The sequence below is a fragment of the Salipiger bermudensis genome (assembly GCF_019801965.1).
Classification (GTDB): domain Bacteria; phylum Pseudomonadota; class Alphaproteobacteria; order Rhodobacterales; family Rhodobacteraceae; genus Salipiger; species Salipiger bermudensis_A.
Window position 1 is genome coordinate 1 of sequence record NZ_JAHVIA010000004.1, and the last position, 17672, is coordinate 17672.

General features: G+C 64.3%; 14 protein-coding genes and 1 riboswitch. Of the genes, 5 read left to right on the forward strand and 9 right to left on the reverse strand.

Features of this window, described 5'->3' with window-relative positions; genetic code table 11:
* Positions 1 to 477: 477 nt before the first annotated feature.
* Both KUV62_RS09515 and KUV62_RS09520 read right to left on the reverse strand, forming a co-directional pair.
* Positions 478 to 1683, reverse strand: a complete 1206-nt coding sequence (locus tag KUV62_RS09515; RefSeq protein ID WP_222603472.1) for a hypothetical protein — start codon at positions 1681 to 1683, stop codon at positions 478 to 480.
* The gene (locus KUV62_RS09520) at positions 1637 to 2017 is read right to left on the reverse strand and encodes a DUF6538 domain-containing protein (protein WP_222603473.1); all 381 of its coding nucleotides are present in this window, start codon (positions 2015 to 2017) and stop codon (positions 1637 to 1639) included. Before KUV62_RS09520 ends, KUV62_RS09515 begins: the two co-directional genes overlap by 47 nt.
* Before the next feature lie 499 nt (positions 2018 to 2516).
* Between KUV62_RS09520 and KUV62_RS09525 the strand changes: the two genes are divergently transcribed.
* Positions 2517 to 3002, forward strand: coding sequence for a hypothetical protein (locus tag KUV62_RS09525; protein ID WP_222603474.1), 486 nt, complete (start codon positions 2517 to 2519; stop codon positions 3000 to 3002).
* Between the two features lie 91 nt (positions 3003 to 3093).
* Here KUV62_RS09525 and nrdF read toward each other — a convergent pair whose 3' ends face one another.
* From nrdF to nrdH, 4 genes are read right to left on the reverse strand one after another with little or no spacing between them, the layout of a single operon-like run.
* Complete coding sequence (nrdF, locus tag KUV62_RS09530; protein WP_222603475.1) at positions 3094 to 4074, reverse strand: class 1b ribonucleoside-diphosphate reductase subunit beta; 981 nt, start codon at positions 4072 to 4074, stop codon at positions 3094 to 3096.
* A gap of 33 nt (positions 4075 to 4107) precedes the next feature.
* Positions 4108 to 6231, reverse strand: a complete 2124-nt coding sequence (gene nrdE / locus KUV62_RS09535) for a class 1b ribonucleoside-diphosphate reductase subunit alpha (protein ID WP_222603476.1) — start codon at positions 6229 to 6231, stop codon at positions 4108 to 4110.
* Complete coding sequence (gene nrdI, locus KUV62_RS09540) at positions 6216 to 6629, reverse strand: class Ib ribonucleoside-diphosphate reductase assembly flavoprotein NrdI (RefSeq protein WP_222603477.1); 414 nt, start codon at positions 6627 to 6629, stop codon at positions 6216 to 6218. The genes nrdE and nrdI overlap by 16 nt, the downstream gene beginning before the upstream one ends.
* Before the next feature lie 3 nt (positions 6630 to 6632).
* On the reverse strand, positions 6633 to 6857 hold the full coding sequence (gene nrdH / locus KUV62_RS09545) for a glutaredoxin-like protein NrdH (protein ID WP_007797878.1): 225 nt from the start codon (positions 6855 to 6857) through the stop codon (positions 6633 to 6635).
* Positions 6858 to 6957: 100 nt separating this feature from the next.
* A riboswitch (cobalamin riboswitch) is annotated at positions 6958 to 7151 on the reverse strand.
* 453 nt (positions 7152 to 7604) lie between these two features.
* Between nrdH and KUV62_RS09550 the strand changes: the two genes are divergently transcribed.
* Complete coding sequence (locus KUV62_RS09550; protein WP_222603478.1) at positions 7605 to 8645, forward strand: GlxA family transcriptional regulator; 1041 nt, start codon at positions 7605 to 7607, stop codon at positions 8643 to 8645.
* A 30-nt stretch (positions 8646 to 8675) separates the two neighbouring features.
* Here the strand turns inward: KUV62_RS09550 and KUV62_RS09555 are convergent, their stop codons facing one another.
* Both KUV62_RS09555 and KUV62_RS09560 read right to left on the reverse strand, forming a co-directional pair.
* A complete protein-coding gene (locus KUV62_RS09555) occupies positions 8676 to 9758 on the reverse strand; it encodes a hybrid-cluster NAD(P)-dependent oxidoreductase (protein WP_222603479.1) in 1083 nt (360 codons plus the stop codon).
* Positions 9759 to 9764: 6 nt separating this feature from the next.
* Positions 9765 to 11003, reverse strand: coding sequence for an aromatic ring-hydroxylating oxygenase subunit alpha (locus KUV62_RS09560; RefSeq protein ID WP_222603480.1), 1239 nt, complete (start codon positions 11001 to 11003; stop codon positions 9765 to 9767).
* A 155-nt stretch (positions 11004 to 11158) separates the two neighbouring features.
* On the opposite strand from KUV62_RS09560, the gene KUV62_RS09565 reads away from it, so the two are divergent.
* Positions 11159 to 12031 carry a LysR family transcriptional regulator gene (locus KUV62_RS09565; protein WP_222603481.1) on the forward strand — a complete coding sequence of 291 codons (873 nt, stop codon included), beginning with the start codon at positions 11159 to 11161 and terminating at the stop codon, positions 12029 to 12031.
* A gap of 311 nt (positions 12032 to 12342) precedes the next feature.
* Here KUV62_RS09565 and KUV62_RS09570 read toward each other — a convergent pair whose 3' ends face one another.
* Positions 12343 to 14904 (reverse strand): FAD-dependent oxidoreductase, encoded by a 2562-nt coding sequence (locus KUV62_RS09570; protein ID WP_222603482.1) that lies wholly within the window; start codon positions 14902 to 14904, stop codon positions 12343 to 12345.
* Between the two features lie 337 nt (positions 14905 to 15241).
* On the opposite strand from KUV62_RS09570, the gene KUV62_RS09575 reads away from it, so the two are divergent.
* Both KUV62_RS09575 and KUV62_RS09580 read left to right on the forward strand, forming a co-directional pair.
* Complete coding sequence (locus tag KUV62_RS09575; RefSeq protein ID WP_261395529.1) at positions 15242 to 16288, forward strand: GlxA family transcriptional regulator; 1047 nt, start codon at positions 15242 to 15244, stop codon at positions 16286 to 16288.
* 115 nt (positions 16289 to 16403) lie between these two features.
* The gene (locus KUV62_RS09580) at positions 16404 to 17657 is read left to right on the forward strand and encodes a sarcosine oxidase subunit beta family protein (protein ID WP_222603483.1); all 1254 of its coding nucleotides are present in this window, start codon (positions 16404 to 16406) and stop codon (positions 17655 to 17657) included.
* The last annotated feature ends 15 nt before the right edge of the window (positions 17658 to 17672 follow it).

Sequence of the window (17672 nt, forward strand, 5' to 3'; positions counted from 1 at the left end):
GTGCTCCTTCAGGATGCCAATGATCTGCTCTTCGCTAAAACGGCTTTTCCGCATCGTCTGTCTCCTCGTTTGGAGAACAGGCTAACTTCAAACCGCGGACTTTTCAGGGGAGCAGGTCAGGAGTTTCAACAAAACAAGGCCGGTGGTGGCTTCGCGGCATCGTAATGTGGTGACGGTCTATAGTCTATTGAAAATGATGAGGACCCGTTCTGGGATGTCGACATGATAGCCGATCGCCGGGCCCCACCAGATTGCTCGGCGACTGCGTTGCCGAGGCGTTTCATCACCGGCCCCCGGAAAGTGTCGTCGAGAGGGGCTTTCGCCACTCACAGATCGCGCGCAACGCGGATAGGACGAGTGGTCTCAGGCATGTAGATTTCCACGATCTTTGAAAATTTCATTCCATGGCCCGGAAAGCAACAGCACTTGGACGATTATTGAAATCCATTATGGTGCTGGCTTGAGGACCTCGCAATGTCATGCCGCCTGCGCACGTGGGCGGCGCAACTCGAACCCCATTCCTACCAGATGCGCATCGACTTCGGCCCAGAGCTCTTTGCTGGGTCGCGGAGCCCAGGTTTCCGTCGGGTAGGAGACCAGCTCCATATACAGGGCGCGAAGGGCGAGATCCGGCCCGCTGCCGTAGACCGGGCGACCGCGCACCTGCGTCAGTGAATGCCCCATCATGTAGGCGCGCTCTTCGTTAGTGAAGTCCAAGGCCAGCATGCGGTCCTCGAAGGTGTGACGAGTTGAGCCGAATGAGAAGGGGCGCTGCAAGGCATCGTTGACATCGCGACCCAAGGCTTCGGCTCTCCGCGCGATTTCGGCCTTCTGCGCTTCGTTGGGTTCCGGGAACAGGTCGTTGTCCTTGAGATAGCGGCCGAGCTCGTTACTGATCGTGCCCTTGCCGCGATACTTGGGGAAACCCTCGTGGTTGCGGCGCATGGCCTCCAGGGCCGGTCCGACGAGCGGGATCACGCGCTCGGATGCCTTGTTCTTGAGCTCGGACTGGTATTCCCCGCGATTCACGAAGCCGATGACGACATGCGGGATCGGATGGTCGAGAACGATGTTGTGCGGCGGCAGGTCACAGATTTCGCTCTGCCGGGCGCCAGTTTGCGCCACGACGATCGCAATATCCTGCGCTTGGGGGTCACCTTCCAGGCCCGCAAAAACGTGGCCGGACACGACGCGTTGAACCCAAGAAGAGGGCAGCGGAAGCTTCGTACCTTCGTCATTCGCAAAGGATCCGGCGTTCTTGAGGCTCATGCCCGCGAACGGGTTGTTGCGTTCGCTCATGGGGACGGTGAACATCTCGTAGTAGGTGTCGATCATCTGGCGGAAATGCCGGATCTGCTTGTTCACGTAGTTCGACGTCAGCTGGCCGGTCTTCAGACGCTCGAGCCAGTGCTTCTTGAACGCCATGGCGTTGGCTTCGGAGATCTGGTGCATCGGTTTGTCTTCGACCACTTCGACGAAGGATGCGGCCGCACGCTGATATTTCGAGACCCAGACCCTGGTCTGGTACGCGCTCTTGCGTGAAATCTTGGTCGCGTGCTGGCGCTTCATCAGATCGGCCATTTCTGACACCATGACGTCGGGCAGTTGTTTTGCGCCAAGAACGGCGGGAACCGCATCAGATGTTGTGCCGAAATCGTCGATCTTCTCGATCCGGGACAGCATGTCTTCGAGCGGTCCGCTGACGATGTTCTGCAAAGTTCTGCAAAGGCCGGAACGGCAGCGAGAGGGTTTCCAGGAAATGGGTCATCTGGATGAAGCTATCGACGGTGCTCCGCCCTTCTTTCTCGGCCAGCAGCGTCTCCCACTGCATTTCAAGCTGGGTGCGCATTTGTTCAAGCTTGACCCTGGCTTGCCGACGGTCGCGGGTCTTCAGGGAATTGTTGACTTCGCGTCGCGTCTCTACCTGGTGGTAGCGAGAGGGAACCCGGAACCGAGCGTAATACATACGCCCGCGTAGTTCCAATCCGTCTGAAAGCGTGGTAGGTTTGTCGCTCATGGTCTGCTCCACAGTCTGCCCCACAGAGGGGCTGTTGCACGGATCGCCCCGAACACTCATTCGGAGACGATTTCTGCAACGGATGTGGGTAGTTATCCGTGGACGCGGAAATTTTATCTCCGCTGCCCAACTTGCCGTGTGGGGGCACCAGCTTTCGCGACGAAGATTAGGTCTCTCTTTGGCGAAACCGCTTTCGGTCCGTTTTACTATTCCCTCCATTCGCCCGTTCGCTCATCCGCGGTCCTGCGTATTCGTGCGTCGCAACCTGTGGGTTATTCAGAGGCGGACGGTCATCGGTAAGGTCTCGAATCTTTCTGAATTAGTGGCAGGAAAAAACGCAAAATTTACAGGAAATCGACAATTTACAGGAATTATTTATTTTCCGTATTAAATCATGTTTCTCTTTGTGCGTAATTTGTCACGCGCTCAATTCTTAACTGAAAATTTAGTTGAGATGGCTGCAGTAAGATATTTTTTTTGTATAATATGCGATATCTAAATGCAGAAAGGGGAGTGTATGATTATTATTGGGCCTATCTTGTTTATGGTGGCAATTTCTATGGCAGTCAGTGAAGGGAGCTTGGCAGTATTTTTTGTAGTATTTTTGGGGGGTAGCTTCGTTATCGGTCTAATGCAGGGAATGGCCAAGGCTAAAATTCAGAATGCTCAAGCGACCGCTCAACGGCGGCAAAGGCAGCACGTCGATTGTCAGGATGTCTTAGTTGCATTGGCTGCGCTTGGAAAATTCCATCTATTATCGCAAGCGCAAAAGAAGCAAATACAAGCGGAAATTGGTAGGTCGACATTTTCCAATGCGCCCTTCAGCGAATCCAGAGCTAGAGAACGTGGAAAGACGAGCTCTCTGGATGATGCCGAAGATGCTCTGCGATGGCTTGCCGTGGAGCATTTAATAACTGCCGATGAAGCCCAGAATATTCAGGAAAAGATTGAGGCGCGCCGCCTCGAGTTCGCTCAGATCGCCTAGAGAAAGTGAACCTTGCCAGACATTCACGCAGAAGGCCCGCGCCGTGAGGCGCGGGCCTTCTTGGTCTCGTCTGAGCGCATGAGCCCCCCGCTCAGAAATCCCAGTCTTCGTCTTCCGTCGCCACGGCGCGGCCGATGACGTAGCTCGAGCCGGAGCCCGAGAAGAAATCGTGGTTCTCGCTGTCGGGGCTGAGGGCGGCGAGGATCGCCGGGTTAACCTCGGCCGCCTCCGGCGGGAACAGCGCCTCGAAGCCGAGATTCTGCAGCGCCTTGTTGGCGTTGTAATGCAGGAAGGCCTTCACCTCCTCGGTCAGCCCGATGCCGTCATAGAGCTCTTCGGTGTAGCGCGCCTCGATGTCGTAGAGCTCGAAGAGCAGACCGAAGGCGTAGTCCTTGAGCTCCTGCCGGCGCTCGGGGCTCTCGCGCTCGAGACCGCGCTGGAACTTGTAGCCGATATAGTAGCCGTGCACCGCCTCGTCGCGGATGATCAGGCGGATCAGGTCGGCGGTGTTGGTCAGCTTGGCGCGGCTCGACCAGTACATCGGCAGGTAGAAGCCGGAATAGAACAGGAAGCTCTCGAGGAACACGCTGGCGATCTTGCGCTTCAGCGGGTCGGCTTCGGGGGCGTAGGTCTGGAGCACGGCACGGGCCTTGGCCTGCAGGTGCGGGTTCTCGTCCGACCAGCGGAACGCCTCGTCCACCTCGCGGGTCGAGCACAGGGTCGAGAAGATCGACGAGTAGCTGCGCGCGTGCACCGCCTCCATGAAGGCAATGTTGGTCAGCACCGATTCCTCGTGCGGCGTGATGCAGTCGGGCATCATCGCAGGCGCGCCCACCGAGTTCTGGATGGTGTCGAGCAGGGTCAGGCCGGTGAACACGCGGATGGTGAGCTGGCGCTCCTCCTCGGTCAGCGTCGCCCAGCTCTGCACGTCGTTCGACAGCGGCACCTTCTCGGGGAGCCAGAAATTCACCGTCAGGCGGTTCCAGACCTCAAGGTCCTTCTCGTCCTGCAGACGGTTCCAGTTGATCGCGCGGGGCACGGCGCGGGTGGCGGCGGGGGCATTGTCCTTCATGGCGGATCTCTTCCTAAGCGTTTCGGGAGGGGCTCAGAGCGTGCAGGACACGCAGCCCTCGACCTCGGTGCCTTCCAGCGCGGTCTGGCGCAGGCGCACGTAGTAGATCGTCTTGATGCCCTTCTTCCAGGCGAGGATCTGGGCGCGGTTGATGTCGCGCGTGGTGGCCTCGGCGGGGAAGAACAGGGTCAGCGACAGGCCCTGGTCGACATGCTCGGTGGCAGCGGCATAGGTCTCGATCAGCGCCTCGGGGCCGATCTCGTAGGCGTCGCGGTAATACTCGAGATTGTCGTTGGTCATGAAGGCGGCCGGGTAGTAGACGCGGCCGATCTTGCCTTCCTTGCGGATCTCGATCTTCGACACGATCGGGTGGATCGAGGAGGTCGAGTTGTTGATGTAGCTGATCGAGCCGGTGGGTGGCACCGCCTGGAGGTTGCGGTTGTAGAGCCCGTGCTCCATGACGTCGGCCTTCAGCGCCGCCCAGTCGGCGCGCGAGGGCAGGGCGATGCCGTCGAAGAGCTCGGCCACGCGGTCGCTCTCGGGCAGCCAGTCGCGCTCGGTGTACTTGTCGAAGAACACGCCCGAGGCATAGTCCGACGCCGCGAAGCCCTTGAAGGTCGCGCCGCGTTCCCTGGCCAGCGCGCAGGAGGCGCGGATGGCGTGATAGGCCACGGTGGCGAAGTAGACGGAGGTGAACTCGACCCCCTCGGGGCTGCCGTAATGGATGCGCTCGCGGGCGAGGAAGCCGTGCAGGTTCATCTGGCCGAGGCCGATGGCGTGGCTCTCGTCATTGCCCTTGCGGATCGACGGCACCGCGTCGATCGCCGACATCTCCGACACCGCGGTCAGTGCCCGGATCGCTGCTTCGACGGTGGCGCCAAGGTCGCGGCCATCCATGGTCTTGGCGATGTTAAGCGAGCCGAGGTTGCACGAGATGTCGGTGCCCATGCGGGCATAGCTCAGATCCTCGTTGTAGTCCGAGGCCTCGTTGACCTGCAGGATCTCGGAGCACAGGTTCGACATGGTGATGCGCCCGTCGATCGGGTTCATCCGGTTCACCGTGTCCTCGAACATGATGTAGGGATAGCCGCTTTCGAACTGGATCTCGGCCAGCGTCTGGAAGAACGAGCGGGCGTTGATCTTGGTCTTGCGGATGCGCTTGTCCTCGACCATCTCGTCGTATTTCTCGCTGACCGAGATCTCCGAGAACGGCACGCCGTAGATCTTCTCCACGTCATGCGGCGAGAACAGGTACATCGGCTCGTTGCGCTTGGCGAGTTCGAAGGTGACGTCGGGGATCACCACGCCGAGCGACAGCGTCTTGATGCGGATCTTCTCGTCGGCATTCTCGCGCTTGGTGTCGAGGAAGCGCAGGATGTCGGGGTGGTGGGCGTTGAGATAGACCGCCCCCGCGCCCTGACGCGCACCGAGCTGGTTGGCGTAGGAGAAGCTGTCTTCGAGCAGCTTCATGATCGGGATGACGCCGGAGGACTGGTTCTCGATGCCCTTGATCGGCGCGCCATGCTCGCGGATGTTGGTCAGCATCAGGGCGACGCCGCCGCCGCGCTTGCTGAGCTGCAGCGCCGAGTTGATGCCGCGGCCGATGCTCTCCATGTTGTCCTCAAGCCGCAGCAGGAAGCAGGAGATCAGCTCGCCGCGGCTTTTCTTGCCGGCGTTGAGGAAGGTCGGCGTGGCGGGCTGGAAGCGGCCCGAGAGGATCTCTTCCATGAACGACATGGCGAGATCCTGATCGCCGCGCGCCAGCGCCAGCGAGACCATCACCACGCGGTCTTCGTAGCGCTCGAGGAAGCGTTTCCCGTCGCGGGTCTTGAGCGTGTAGGAGGTGTAGTACTTGAAGGCGCCGAGGAAGGTCGGGAAGCGGAACTTCTTCTTGAAGGCGGCATCCCAGATGCGCTGCAGGAACTCGCGCGGATAGGCCTCGAGCACCTCGGCCTCGTAATAGCCCTCCTCGACGAGGTAATCGAGCTTCTCGTCGAGCGAGTGGAAGAACACGGTGTTCTGGTTGACGTGCTGCAGGAAATACTGCCGCGCGGCCATGCGGTCGGCCTCGAAGCGGATGTGGCCGTCCTCGTCGTAGAGGTTCAGCATCGCATTCAGCGCGTGGTAGTCGAGCGTCTCGCTCATGCGGTCAAGCATTCGGTCCCCCAGAAGGCGTGCAGCCCGTCTCTGACGCGGGCAATGTCGGTGAGCGTGCCGGCAAGCTCGAACTTGTAGAGCAGCGGCACGGAGCATTTCTTGGCGATGACATCGGCGGCGAGGCCGTAGGTGGCCCCGAAATTGCGGTTGCCACCGCCGATGACGCCGCGCAGGCGGCGGCGGTTCTCGGGATCGTTCAGGAAGCGGATGACCTGCTTGGGCACCGCGCCGCGGCCTTCACCGTCGGCATAGGTGGGGCAGATCAGCACGTAGTCCTCCGGCAGCTCTGGCAGCGCCGCCTTGGGCGAGACGGGGATGCGGCTGGCCGCCATCCCGAGCCCGTCCACGAAGCGCGCGGTGTTGCCGCTGGCCGAGGAGAAGTAGACGATCCCCGGCATTGCTCAGGAGGCGAGCGCGCCGATCATGTCGGGGCGGAAGCCCGACCAGTGGTCTTCGCCGGCGATGACCACGGGCGCCTGGCGGTAGCCGAGCTCGGTCACGCGGGCCATCGCCTCGGCATCCTCGGTCAGGTCTACCACGTCATAGGGCAGGCCGCGGGCATCGAGGGCGCGGGTGGTGGCGGTGCACTGCACGCAGGCGGGCTTGGAGTAGACGATGATCGACATGGGCGGCGTCCTCTTTGTGGCTGGCGGGAGGCGACGCGACTTGGGCGGGCCAGCAGCGCCGACCCGGTTCCCTGACACGCCCCGAACCCTCCGTTCGTGGTCAAATCCTGTTGCTTCCGGCAGGTCTCCTGACTCGCGGCGGATCCCGCGGGACCGGCCTTCCCGGGGTGGCAGCCCCAGTGGCGTGATCGGTCTCGCGCGCCGCTTACAGTTGCGGGGGCAGTGCCGGCTTTTCACCGGCTTCCCTCTTGCCGGCGGATGATTCCGCCGAGCACCTGAAGCACCTATATCTAGATCATGTGGCCTGGAGTGCGTCAATATGCAGTTGTGCAACGGTTCGGGGCACAAGAGCTTGTGTGCCCTTGCGGGGGCTGGGATTCGGGTGATTTGGGGTCCGTTTTTTTGCTCCGGACGTGGAGATCGGGTGCCTGATTTCTGGGCGGAGGGCCGGGTCTCATGTGCTTGGCGAGTCGCGGCATTCGATCTCCGCTCTGGCGCGGGGCAAAGGCCAGAGGCCGCCGCGCCATTGCCTGCCGGCTCCGACGGGCTGGCGATTTGGTGAAACTGGGGCCGCAGTGGTGAGGTCCTTCGGACTTGGCCAAGATAAACCGAGAGGCTCGCAGGGAAGATCGCCCCCCCCTCGGGCAGGCGATGGCGCGGCGGCGCCCCCATTCTACGACCAAGGCCACATTGCCCGCATCCGCCGCACCCTGTAGATTCGCGCCATCCGCTGTGAAGGATGCCGACATGGCCAGCCCCTCTAAGACTCCTGCCAAGCGCCTCAGCGTCGCCTTCCTCTTGGCCGACCGCTTCACCCTCTCGGCCTTCGCCAATTTCGTCGACGTGCTCCGCCTTGCCGCCGACGAGGCCGATCTCTCGCGCCCCATCCTCTGCGACTGGGTGGTGCTGTCCGACAGCCTCGAGGCGGTGCGCTCCTCCTGCGGTGTGCGGGTGCAGCCCGAGAAGCGGCTGCGCCATGCCGGGCGCTACGATTACATCGTCGTGGTCGGCGGTCTGATCGGCGACAGCGCCGCGCTGGGCGCCGAGGCGCAGGGCTTCCTGCAGCGGCAGGCCGCCGCCGGGGTGCCGCTGGTCGGGCTCTGCACCGGCGTGTTCATCCTGCAGCGGCTCGGCCTGCTCAAGGGCTATCGCTGCTGCGTGAGCTGGTTTCACCACCAGGATTTCCTCGACCAGTTCGAGGCCGAGACGCCGATCTCCGACCAGATCTTCGTCGTCGACCGCGACCGGCTGACCTGCTCCGGCGGCCACGGTGCAGCCCATCTCGCCGCCTTCCTCGTGCAGCGCCATGTCGGGCAGAATGCCGCGATCAAGAGCCTCAACATCATGATGATCGACGAGGCGATGAGCGGCGAGCGGCCGCAACCCGGCCAGGCCACCGCGCGGCGCGCCGGCGATGCGCTGGTCAAGCGTGCGGTGCTGCGGATGCAGCAGAACCTCGAGCACCCGAAGACGGTGGAAGAGCTGGCGCGCGAGATGCAGGTGGGGCGGCGCACGCTCGAGCGGCGCTTCCTCGCGGATCTCGGCCAGACGCCCCTGAAGGTCTATCTCGACCTGCGGCTAGAGCGGGCCCTGCAGCGGCTGCGGGGCAGCGATGCCTCGATCACCGAGGTGGCGCTGGCCTGCGGTTTCTGCGACGGGCCGCACCTGTCGCGCACCCTCAAGGCCGAGCGCGGCGTGACCCCGGCGGAGTATCGCAAGGCTCAGGCGGGGCAGGGGAGGGCGGAGGATCAGCCGCCGGTGGGCGTGCTGATGCGCGGCGCGGACTGACCGCGCCACGCGGGGTTCGGATCTGAGAGATCAGAGCTCGACGGTGACCTTGCCGCGCGGGTTCGAGCAGCAGGCGAGGATATAGCCTTCCTCGATCTCCTCCTCGGTGATGCCGCCGTTGTGCACCATGTGCACCTCGCCCTCGAGCTTCTTGACCTTGCAGGTGCCGCAGACCCCGAAGGTGCAGCCCGACGGGATCGCCACGCCGGCGCCGCGCGCCGCGGAGAGCACCGTATCGGTCTCGGGGCAGGAGGCGCTGACGCCGGAGATGTCGAAGACGATCTCGGCCTGCACATCCTCTTCCGGCAGGTCGTCTTCCGGCACCGGGGCCTCGACCAGTTCGGGGCCGGGGGTGCCGGGCGCCTGGAAGCTTTCCTGGTGGTAATGGTCCATGTCGAAGCCGAGGCCCGCCAGCGCTTCGCGCACCGCGGTCATGAAGCCCTCGGGGCCGCAGCAGAACACCTCGCGCTCGAGGTAGTCGGGCGCCATCAGGCCCAGCATCAGCTGGTTGAACTGGCCCTGGTAGCCGGTCCAGGGCTTGTACTTGTCGCGCTCGGCCACGACCCAGCGCAGGTCGAGCCCCTCGATGCGCGAGGCCATGTGCTCGAGCCGCTCGCGGAAGATGATCTCCGACGGGGTGCGGGCGCAGTTGACGAAGACGATGTCGCAGGTGCGGCCACGGTCGTAGAAATCCGTCACCATCGACATCATCGGGGTGATGCCGGAGCCGGCGGAGATGAACAGGTACTTCTCGGCCGGGTGATCGGCGGCGGTGAAGCGCCCGCCCGGGCCGAGCGCGCGCAGCGTCATGCCCGGCTTGAGGTTGTCCATCATCCAGCGCGTGCCGATGCTGTCGGCCTGCGCCTTCATGGTGAGCGTCAGCGACATCGGGCGCGAGGGCGAGGACGAGATCGTGTAGGTCCGGTAGAGCGGCCCGCCGGGCACCGGCAGTTCCAGGGTGAGGAACTGCCCGGCCTTGAAGTCGAACGGTCGGCCCGAGGGCGACTGGAAGCACACGGTGATGACGTTCGGTGTCTCGGGCAGGATGGAGACGCATTCCAGCGCCTCGTCGTCGGTCCAGTGCCCCGATGCGGCGACGAGGGAGGTGGTCATGGGCAGTTACTCCGCTGCTAGGGTGGCGGGGGCGTGCGCGGAGCGCATGCGGCCGAGATACCAGTTCACGAACTGGATCACGCCGTCTTCGTGGGTCGCCGAGTAGGGGCCAGGCTCGAAAGCGGGCGAGTTGATGCCCTGCTGGTTGTCCTCGACGACGCGGCGATCCTCGTCGTTGGTGTGCTCCCAGACCGTGGTCAGGTTCTTGAGGTCGTAATCCACGCCCTCGACCGCATCCTTGTTGACGAGCCAGGTGGTCTGCACCTCGGTCTCCTGCGGCCCGATCGGGGTGACGCGGAAGGTGATCGAGTGATCGGTCAGGAAGTGGTTCCAGGTGGTCGGGTAGTGGAACATCAGCAGCGTGCCGGCATCGAGGAACGGGATGTGGCCGAGGCGCTTCTGCACCGCGATCTTGCCCGAGACGGTGTAGCTCTCGGCGCCATCGAGCAGCGGCATCCGCGCGACGCGAAACTGGCCGCCCTCATCCATCTGGAAGCGCGACGGTGCACCGGCGGCCTCGAGGCGGTTGAAGTGCTTCTCGACCTTCTCGGGGAAGGTTCCATCGGCGCTGACGCCGGTGATGGTCGGATCCTCGGGGTAGGTGCGGCACAGGTCGGGGTGGTTGCCTGCGCAGTGGTAGCACTCGCGGTTGTTTTCCCAGACCAGCTTCCAGTTGCCCTTCTCGATGATCGTCGACTGGAACGCCACCTTGGCGTTCGACAGGTCGTGCACGCCGAGATAGGGGCTCACGGTCTGCTCGAAGGGCGCGAAATCGGGGGCGTCGGCGGCGAGGCAGATGTAGACTAGGCCGGCGTTGATGCGGCAGTGCACCGGCTTCAGCCCGTGCTTCGACGGGTCGAAATCGGGGCCCATGTCACGCGCCCAGAGCAGCTTGCCGTCGAGGTCGTAGGTCCACTGGTGGTAGGGGCAGGTGAGCTTGGCGACGCGGCCCTGCGCGGCCGAGCACAGCACCGAGCCGCGGTGGCGGCAGGAGTTGTGGAAGGCGACGATCTGGCCCTTGCCGTCCCGGATCACGATGACGTCGTAGGCGCCGATGCGCAGGCGCTGGTAGGCGCCGGTCTTGTCGAGCATACAGGCCGGGAAGGCGAACAGCCACTCGCGGTACCAGATCGTCTCGAGGTCGGCCTCGTAGATCTCGGGCGAGGTGTAGAACGGCTGCGAGAGCGCATGGCCGGGACGGTGCTGGCTGAGCAGTTCGGAGAGCGGGGCGGTCGGGCTGGCCATGGCGAAACTCCTGTCGCGGGAGGGCTATTTCGGCGCACAGAGCCATCCTAGTCGGAAATTGGCAATTGGCAAAATCCTCATGTGGGTTTAGTTGAATTAATGTCATGATAGGTTTTCGCTTGTTTGCGACATCCCCAGCCTGAAAGCGACGCCCAATGCCCAAACCCTATGACCTGCCGTCGCTCGGTGACCTCGCCTGTTTTGAAGCCGCTGCTCGAAATTTGAGCTTCAAGCTGGCCTCAGCCGAGCTCAACGTCACCCCGGCTGCGGTGAGTCACCGCATCAAGGCGCTGGAACATGAACTGGGGCAATCCCTTTTCAATCGGCAGTATCGCGGGGTCGAGCTCACCGAGGCGGGGGCGCTGCTCTTCGTCTCGTTGCAGAGGGGATTCGAGACAATCTCGGAGAGTGTGACCCGGATTCGCAGCCGGCACGACCGGACCGGCGTGTCGATCGCGGCGACCACCGCGATGAGCGGGCTTTGGCTGACCCCGAGGCTGGCCGCCTTCTGGAAGGCGCATCCGGGCGTCGCAATATCCCAGCTCATCCAGGACGACCAGAAGGCGCAGGGGGTGGACCTGTCGATCCACTACGGCGACCCGGAAGCGGAGGATGACGAGACCCGCGTGCTCTTTCGCGACCGGATCCTCGCGCTCGGCACCGAGCAGTTCGCGAAGGCCTACGGCATCGAGCGGCTGGCCGATCTCTCGGACGTGCCGCTGATCCACACCCAGTCCGGGGTGAACCCCTATACCGAGTGGCCGGAATGGTTCGCCTATCTCGACCGTCCGGCGCCGCGCGGGCCGGGGTTCTTCCTCAACAATTACCTGATCTCGCTGCAGGCGGCGGAGGATCACGTCGGCGCCGTGCTGGGCTGGGAGGGGCTGCTCGGAAGCCATCTCGGCAGCGGCCGGCTGGTGCCGCTGGTGCCCGACGAGATGCCCTCGCCGCACCCGTTCTATCTCCGCATCCATGGCCGCGCCTCGGCCAACGCCCGGCTTTTCGCCGACTGGCTGGCGGAGCACTGAGGGGAGGGGGGAGGACCCCTCAGGCGCGGGGTCAAGGTCTCCGTGCCATCGCAACGGAGTGCGCAGCGGCGAGCCCTTGGGGGGCGTTGCGACGCCTTGATCCTCTCGAATCATCTGGCTCGCACTAGAAGGGCCTCGACGCGCCGCGCAGGCGTCACCAAATCGCGGGCCCGCGGGGCGGGGCCGGCGCTGCCTCGGCGGCCTGTCCTTCCTTGGCTCAGCGCCGGGGCGTGGCTCGATCTTGAAGCGCAGACCCAAAACAAAACCGGCGGGCCAGAGCCCGCCGGTCAGTCGTGCCTCCTGGTGCCGCGTCAGCTGCGCGGCTTGAGGTTCTCGGGATCGTAGAGCGGGGCGTAGCCGATGCCGGCCACCTCGACCTCGTAGGGCTCGTCGAAATAGGTCACCTGCAGCTTGCGACCGACCTCGCAATATTCCTGCGGCAGGTAGGCCAGCATGATGTTCTTGCCCACGGTCGGGCCATAGGCCTGCGAGGTGGTGTAGGAGCGGCGGCCGAGGCTGTCGATCAGCACCTCGCCGGTCTCCGGGTCCATCACCGGCATGGTGTTCACCGGGTAGCGGGCAACGCCCTGGCTGTCGGTATTGTCATGCATGACCAGGGTGCAGAGCATCGCCGGCTGCTTGTCGCGGGCGCGGTACTCGAGATGCTTCTCCTTTCCGCGGAAGTCGGCTTCCTTGACCTTCGGACGGGCGAGATCCGCCTCGTAGAGGTTGTACTGCGTGTGCAGGTCGGCGTTCTGCAGGCGGAGCGACTTCTCGAGACGACGCGAGTTGGCATAGGTCTCGACACCCACCGCCATCACGCCGGCATCGCGCAGCGCGTCCCAGACGGCGAGGCCGTCCTCGTAGGGCATGTGAAGTTCCCAGCCCTGTTCGCCGACATAGGAGATGCGGAAGGCCATGACGGTCTTGCCGGCGATCTCGATCGGCTTGATCGCCGCGAAGGGGAAGTTCTCGACATCGAGCGCGTCCGGATCCGCGACCACCTTCTTGAGGTTCTCGCGGGCATTGGGCCCCCAGATGCCGATGGTGGTGAATTTCTCGGTCACGTCCTCGATGGTGACGTCGAGGCCGCGATCCTGCGCCATGCGCTTCATGTACATCAGGTCACGCGGGCCGGCATCGGCGCCGTTCACGAGGCGGCAGCGGTCGGCCATGCGGAACACGGTGAAGTCCGCGCGCACGTTGCCCTCGTCATCGAGCATGTGGGTGTAGATGCCCTTGCCGACCATGTTGTCGCCACCGATCTTGGCGGCGCAGAGATACTCCATCAGCGCCACGTGATCCGGACCGGAGATGTCGGTCATGTGGAAGTGCGACAGGTTGATGATGCCGCAATCGGCGCTCATCTCGAGCTGCTCAGCGTTGGAGACGCGCCAGAAGTGGCGGTTGTCCCACTCGTTTTCGCGCACCGGCACCTGGTCGGCGTATTTCTCGAGCAGGTGCTCGTTGGCCGCGTAGCCATGCGCCCGTTCCCAGCCGCCAAGCTCCATGAAGTAGCCGCCGAGCTCGACCTCGCGCTCGTAGAACGGCGAGCGGCGGATGCCGCGGGCGTTGGCGAAGGGCTCGCGCGGGTGGACCGGCGGGTTGTAGATCTTCTTGGCGGTCTCTTCGCAGCGGCCCCAGATGAAGTCTTCCTTCAGCTGGTAGTCCTGGAAGCGCGCGTAATCGATGCTGTTGTGATCGATATGGGTGCGGCCGTCGGTCATCCAGTCGACGATCAGCTTGGCCATGCCGGGCGCGTCCTTGACCCAGATCGCCACGGCGTACCACAGGCCGCGCACCTTGCGGCTCTCACCCATCGAGGGGCCGCCATCGGTGGTGGTCTGCAGCAGGCCGTTGAACGAGTGGCTCTCGTTGAAGCCGAGCTCGCCGAGGATCGGGGTCAGCTCCATCGCACGTTCGAGCGGCTCGATCACGTCCTCGAGCTCGAGGTCGCGCATCGACGGCCCGAGGCGGGCCTGGCCCTTCTCGAGAATGTCGCGCGGGTGCACCATGCGCGGCTCTTTCTCGTAGTAGTAGCCCCACTCGATCTGGCCGCCCTCGGTGGTGTTGGGATCGCCGGTGTCGCGCAGGTAGGCGGAGTTGCCCTGGTCGCGCAGCAGCGGACGGCCGATCTCGAGGCCGGTGCCGGCAAACTCATCGTAGGGGCCGAAGAAGGTCAGCGGGTGGTCGACCGGCATCACCGGAAGGTCTTCGCCCACCATGTCGGCGATCAGGCGGCCCCAGAGGCCGGCACAGACCACGACGTGATCGGCCATGATGGTGCCGCGGTGCGTCTTGACGCCGACGACACGGCCGTTTTCCTGGATCAGCTCGAGCGCCGGGGTGTTGGCGAAGGCGCGCAGCTTGCCGGCCTTCTCGCCGGCATCCACCAGCTTGCCCGCGACGGTCTGCGAGCGCGGCACGACGAGGCCGGCATCCGGGTCCCACATGGCGCCCTGGATCTGGTCTTCCTCGAGCAGCGGGAATTTCTCCTTGGCCTCGGCGGCCGAGATCATCTCGACGCGGGTGCCGAAGGCGCGGCCCGAGTCGCAGCGGCGCTTGAGCTCCTGCATGCGCTCGTCATCGCCGACGCGCGCCACTTCGAGGCCACCGATGCGGCTGTAGTGGCCGAGCTTCTCGTAGAAATCGACCGAGTAGGTCGAGGTCCAGGTGCTCAGCAGGTCGTGGCTGGTGACGTAGCAGAAATCCGAGGCGTGGCCGGTCGAGCCGATATCGGTCGGGATGGCGGATTTGTCGATGCCGACGATGTCGGTCCAGCCGCGCTCGATCAGGTGGTGCGCGACAGACGCGCCGACGATGCCTCCGAGGCCGACGATAACAACGTTTGCGCGTTCAGGAAACGAAGACATGGTGCGTTCCACTTGTCTTTGAGGGGTGTCGAAACTTTCCGATGCGGGCGCATCGGTGGCTAGCACTCGACCGGCATTCACCGGACCGAAAACGACGACCCGTGGCCCGGATCGGCGAAGGGCGGGGCAGGCCGCCAAGGGGGCAGGGCAGACACGGTACGGGGAGCAAGGGGAAGTGCGCCGGGTCTGCCCTGCCACGCGCCCGGGGCAGGCGGGCGCGAAACATGGGGGGCAGACTTGCAGCAAAGCGCTCTCGAAAAACAGGATGATTGCGTCAATGCGGGATGAGCGCTACGACAGCCTATCAGGAATCCTTCGCGCCGCAGGACCCGTGCCCATGGACCAAGCCGCCCGCACCCCTTCCGCCCCCGCTCGAAACGCCTCCGCGCGTGCGCTCAGGCCGCGCAAGGACAGTGCCCGCCTGTCGGTGGGCTTCATCCTGTCGCGCAAGTTCACCCTCTGCGCTTTCGCCAATTTCGTCGACGTGCTGCGGCTGGCGGCGGACGAGGGCGACCGTTCGCGCCCGATTCTCTGCAACTGGACGGTGCTGTCGGACAGTATGGATGCGGTGATGTCGAGCAGCGGCATCACGGTGCAGCCCAAGGAGCGACTCGGCGATCCGGCGCGCTTCGACTACATCGTCGTGGTCGGCGGGCTGATGGACGAGCTGCCCAGCCTCAGCGCCGGCCAGACCCGCTTCCTGCAGGAGGCGGCCTCGCAGGGCGTGCCGCTGGTGGGCGTCTGCTCCGGCGCATTCCTCCTGCACCAGGCTGGGCTGATGGAGGGCTACCGCTGCTGCGTCAGCTGGTTCCACCATTCCGAGTTCCTGTCGCAGTTCGAGGGGCTGAACCCGGTCTCCGACCAGATCTTCGTCGTCGATGGCGACCGGCTGACCTGCTCCGGCGGCGCGAGTTCGGCGCATCTCGCCGCCTATCTCGTCGACAAGCACGTGGGGCAGGCGCAGGCCAGCAAGAGCCTGCACATCATGATCATCGACGACCAGCTGCAGGCCGAGAAGCCGCAGCCCGGCATCAGCATGGATTTCAAGACCCGTGACCCGATCGTGCTGCGCGCGCTGCTCCTGATGCAGCAGAATATCGACACGCCGCTCTCGGTGGCCGAGGTCGCCAAGCGCATCGGTCACAGCAAGCGCCAGCTCGAACGGCATTTCCGCGTCGCGCTCGACACCTCGCCGCAGGCCGCCTTCCTCAGCATCCGCCTGTCGCTGGCGCATCACCTGATCGAGACCAGCGAGAAATCGGTGGCGCAGATCGCGCTCGATTGCGGCTTCTGCGACAGCTCGCACCTGAGCCGCATGTTCCGCCGCCAGTTCGGCTGCACCCCGCTGGCGCTGCGCCAGAGCCGCGAGTCGGGGCCGGGCTGACGCATCGATCCTGCGCTTGGCGCGGATCTCCATCCCGGCTGTCGCAAACGTTCACGCTTGAAGCGACGTCACAGGCTACCCCACTGCGATCATCTCTGCAGACGGGGGCCGACTCATGACGCGCTTCAACGCCTTTTCCCTCCTCAAGAACGCCCTGAGCGGCCACAAGAACTGGACCGAGCAGTGGCCGGACAGCCAGCCGAAAGACGAGTATGACGTCGTCATCGTCGGGGCCGGCGGCCACGGCCTCGGCGCCGCCTACTACCTCGCCACCCAGCACGGCATCACCAACATCGCGGTGATCGACAAGGGCTGGCTCGGCGGCGGCAACACCGGCCGCAACACGACGATCATCCGCTCGAACTATCTCTACGACGAGAGCGCGCGGCTGTTCGATCACTCGGTCGACCTGTGGCAGAACCTCAGCCAGGAGTTGAACTACAACGTCATGTACTCCAACCGTGGCGTGCTGATGCTGGCCCACAACGTGCACGACGTTCAGAGCTTCAAGCGCCACGTCCATGCCAACCGCCTCAACGGCGTCGACAACCGCTGGCTGACCCCGGAAGAGTGCAAGGAATACTGCCCGCCGATCAACATCTCCAAGAATGCCCGCTACCCGGTGATGGGCGGCGCGCTGCAGGAGCGGGCCGGAACCGCCCGCCACGACGCGGTGGCCTGGGGCTATGCCCGCGGCGCGGCGATGCGCGGCGTCGACATCATCCAGAACTGCGCCGTCACCGCGATCCGCCGCAACCCGGATGGCTCGGTCGCCGGTGTCGACACCGCCAAGGGCTTCATCAAGGCCAAGAAGGTCGCGGTCTCGGCCTCGGGCCACAACACCCAGGTCATGGCCACCGCCGATGTCCGCCTGCCGCTCGAGTCGATGCCGCTGCAGGCGCTGGTCTCGGAGCCGGTCAAGCCGGTCTTCCCCTGCGTGGTGATGTCGAACGCGGTGCACGCCTATTGCAGCCAATCCGACAAGGGCGAGCTGGTGATCGGCTCGGGCACCGACCAGTACGTGTCGTACTCGCAGCGCGGCGGCCTGCCGCTGATCGAGCACACCGTCGCGGCGATCTCCGAGGTTTTCCCGATCTTCAACCGCATGCGCATGCTGCGGAAATGGGCCGGCATCACCGACAACACGCCCGACCGCTCGCCGATCATCGGCAAGACTCCGGTCAAGAACCTCTACGTCAACTGCGGCTGGGGCACCGGCGGCTTCAAGGCGACGCCGGGCTCGGCGCATGTCTTCGCCTGGACCATCGCCAAGGACGAACCGCACCCGATCAACGCGCCCTTCACGCTCGACCGGTTCCGCACCGGCCGCCTGATCGACGAGGCCGCCGCCGCGGCCGTCGCACACTAATTGAGGAGTCTCCGC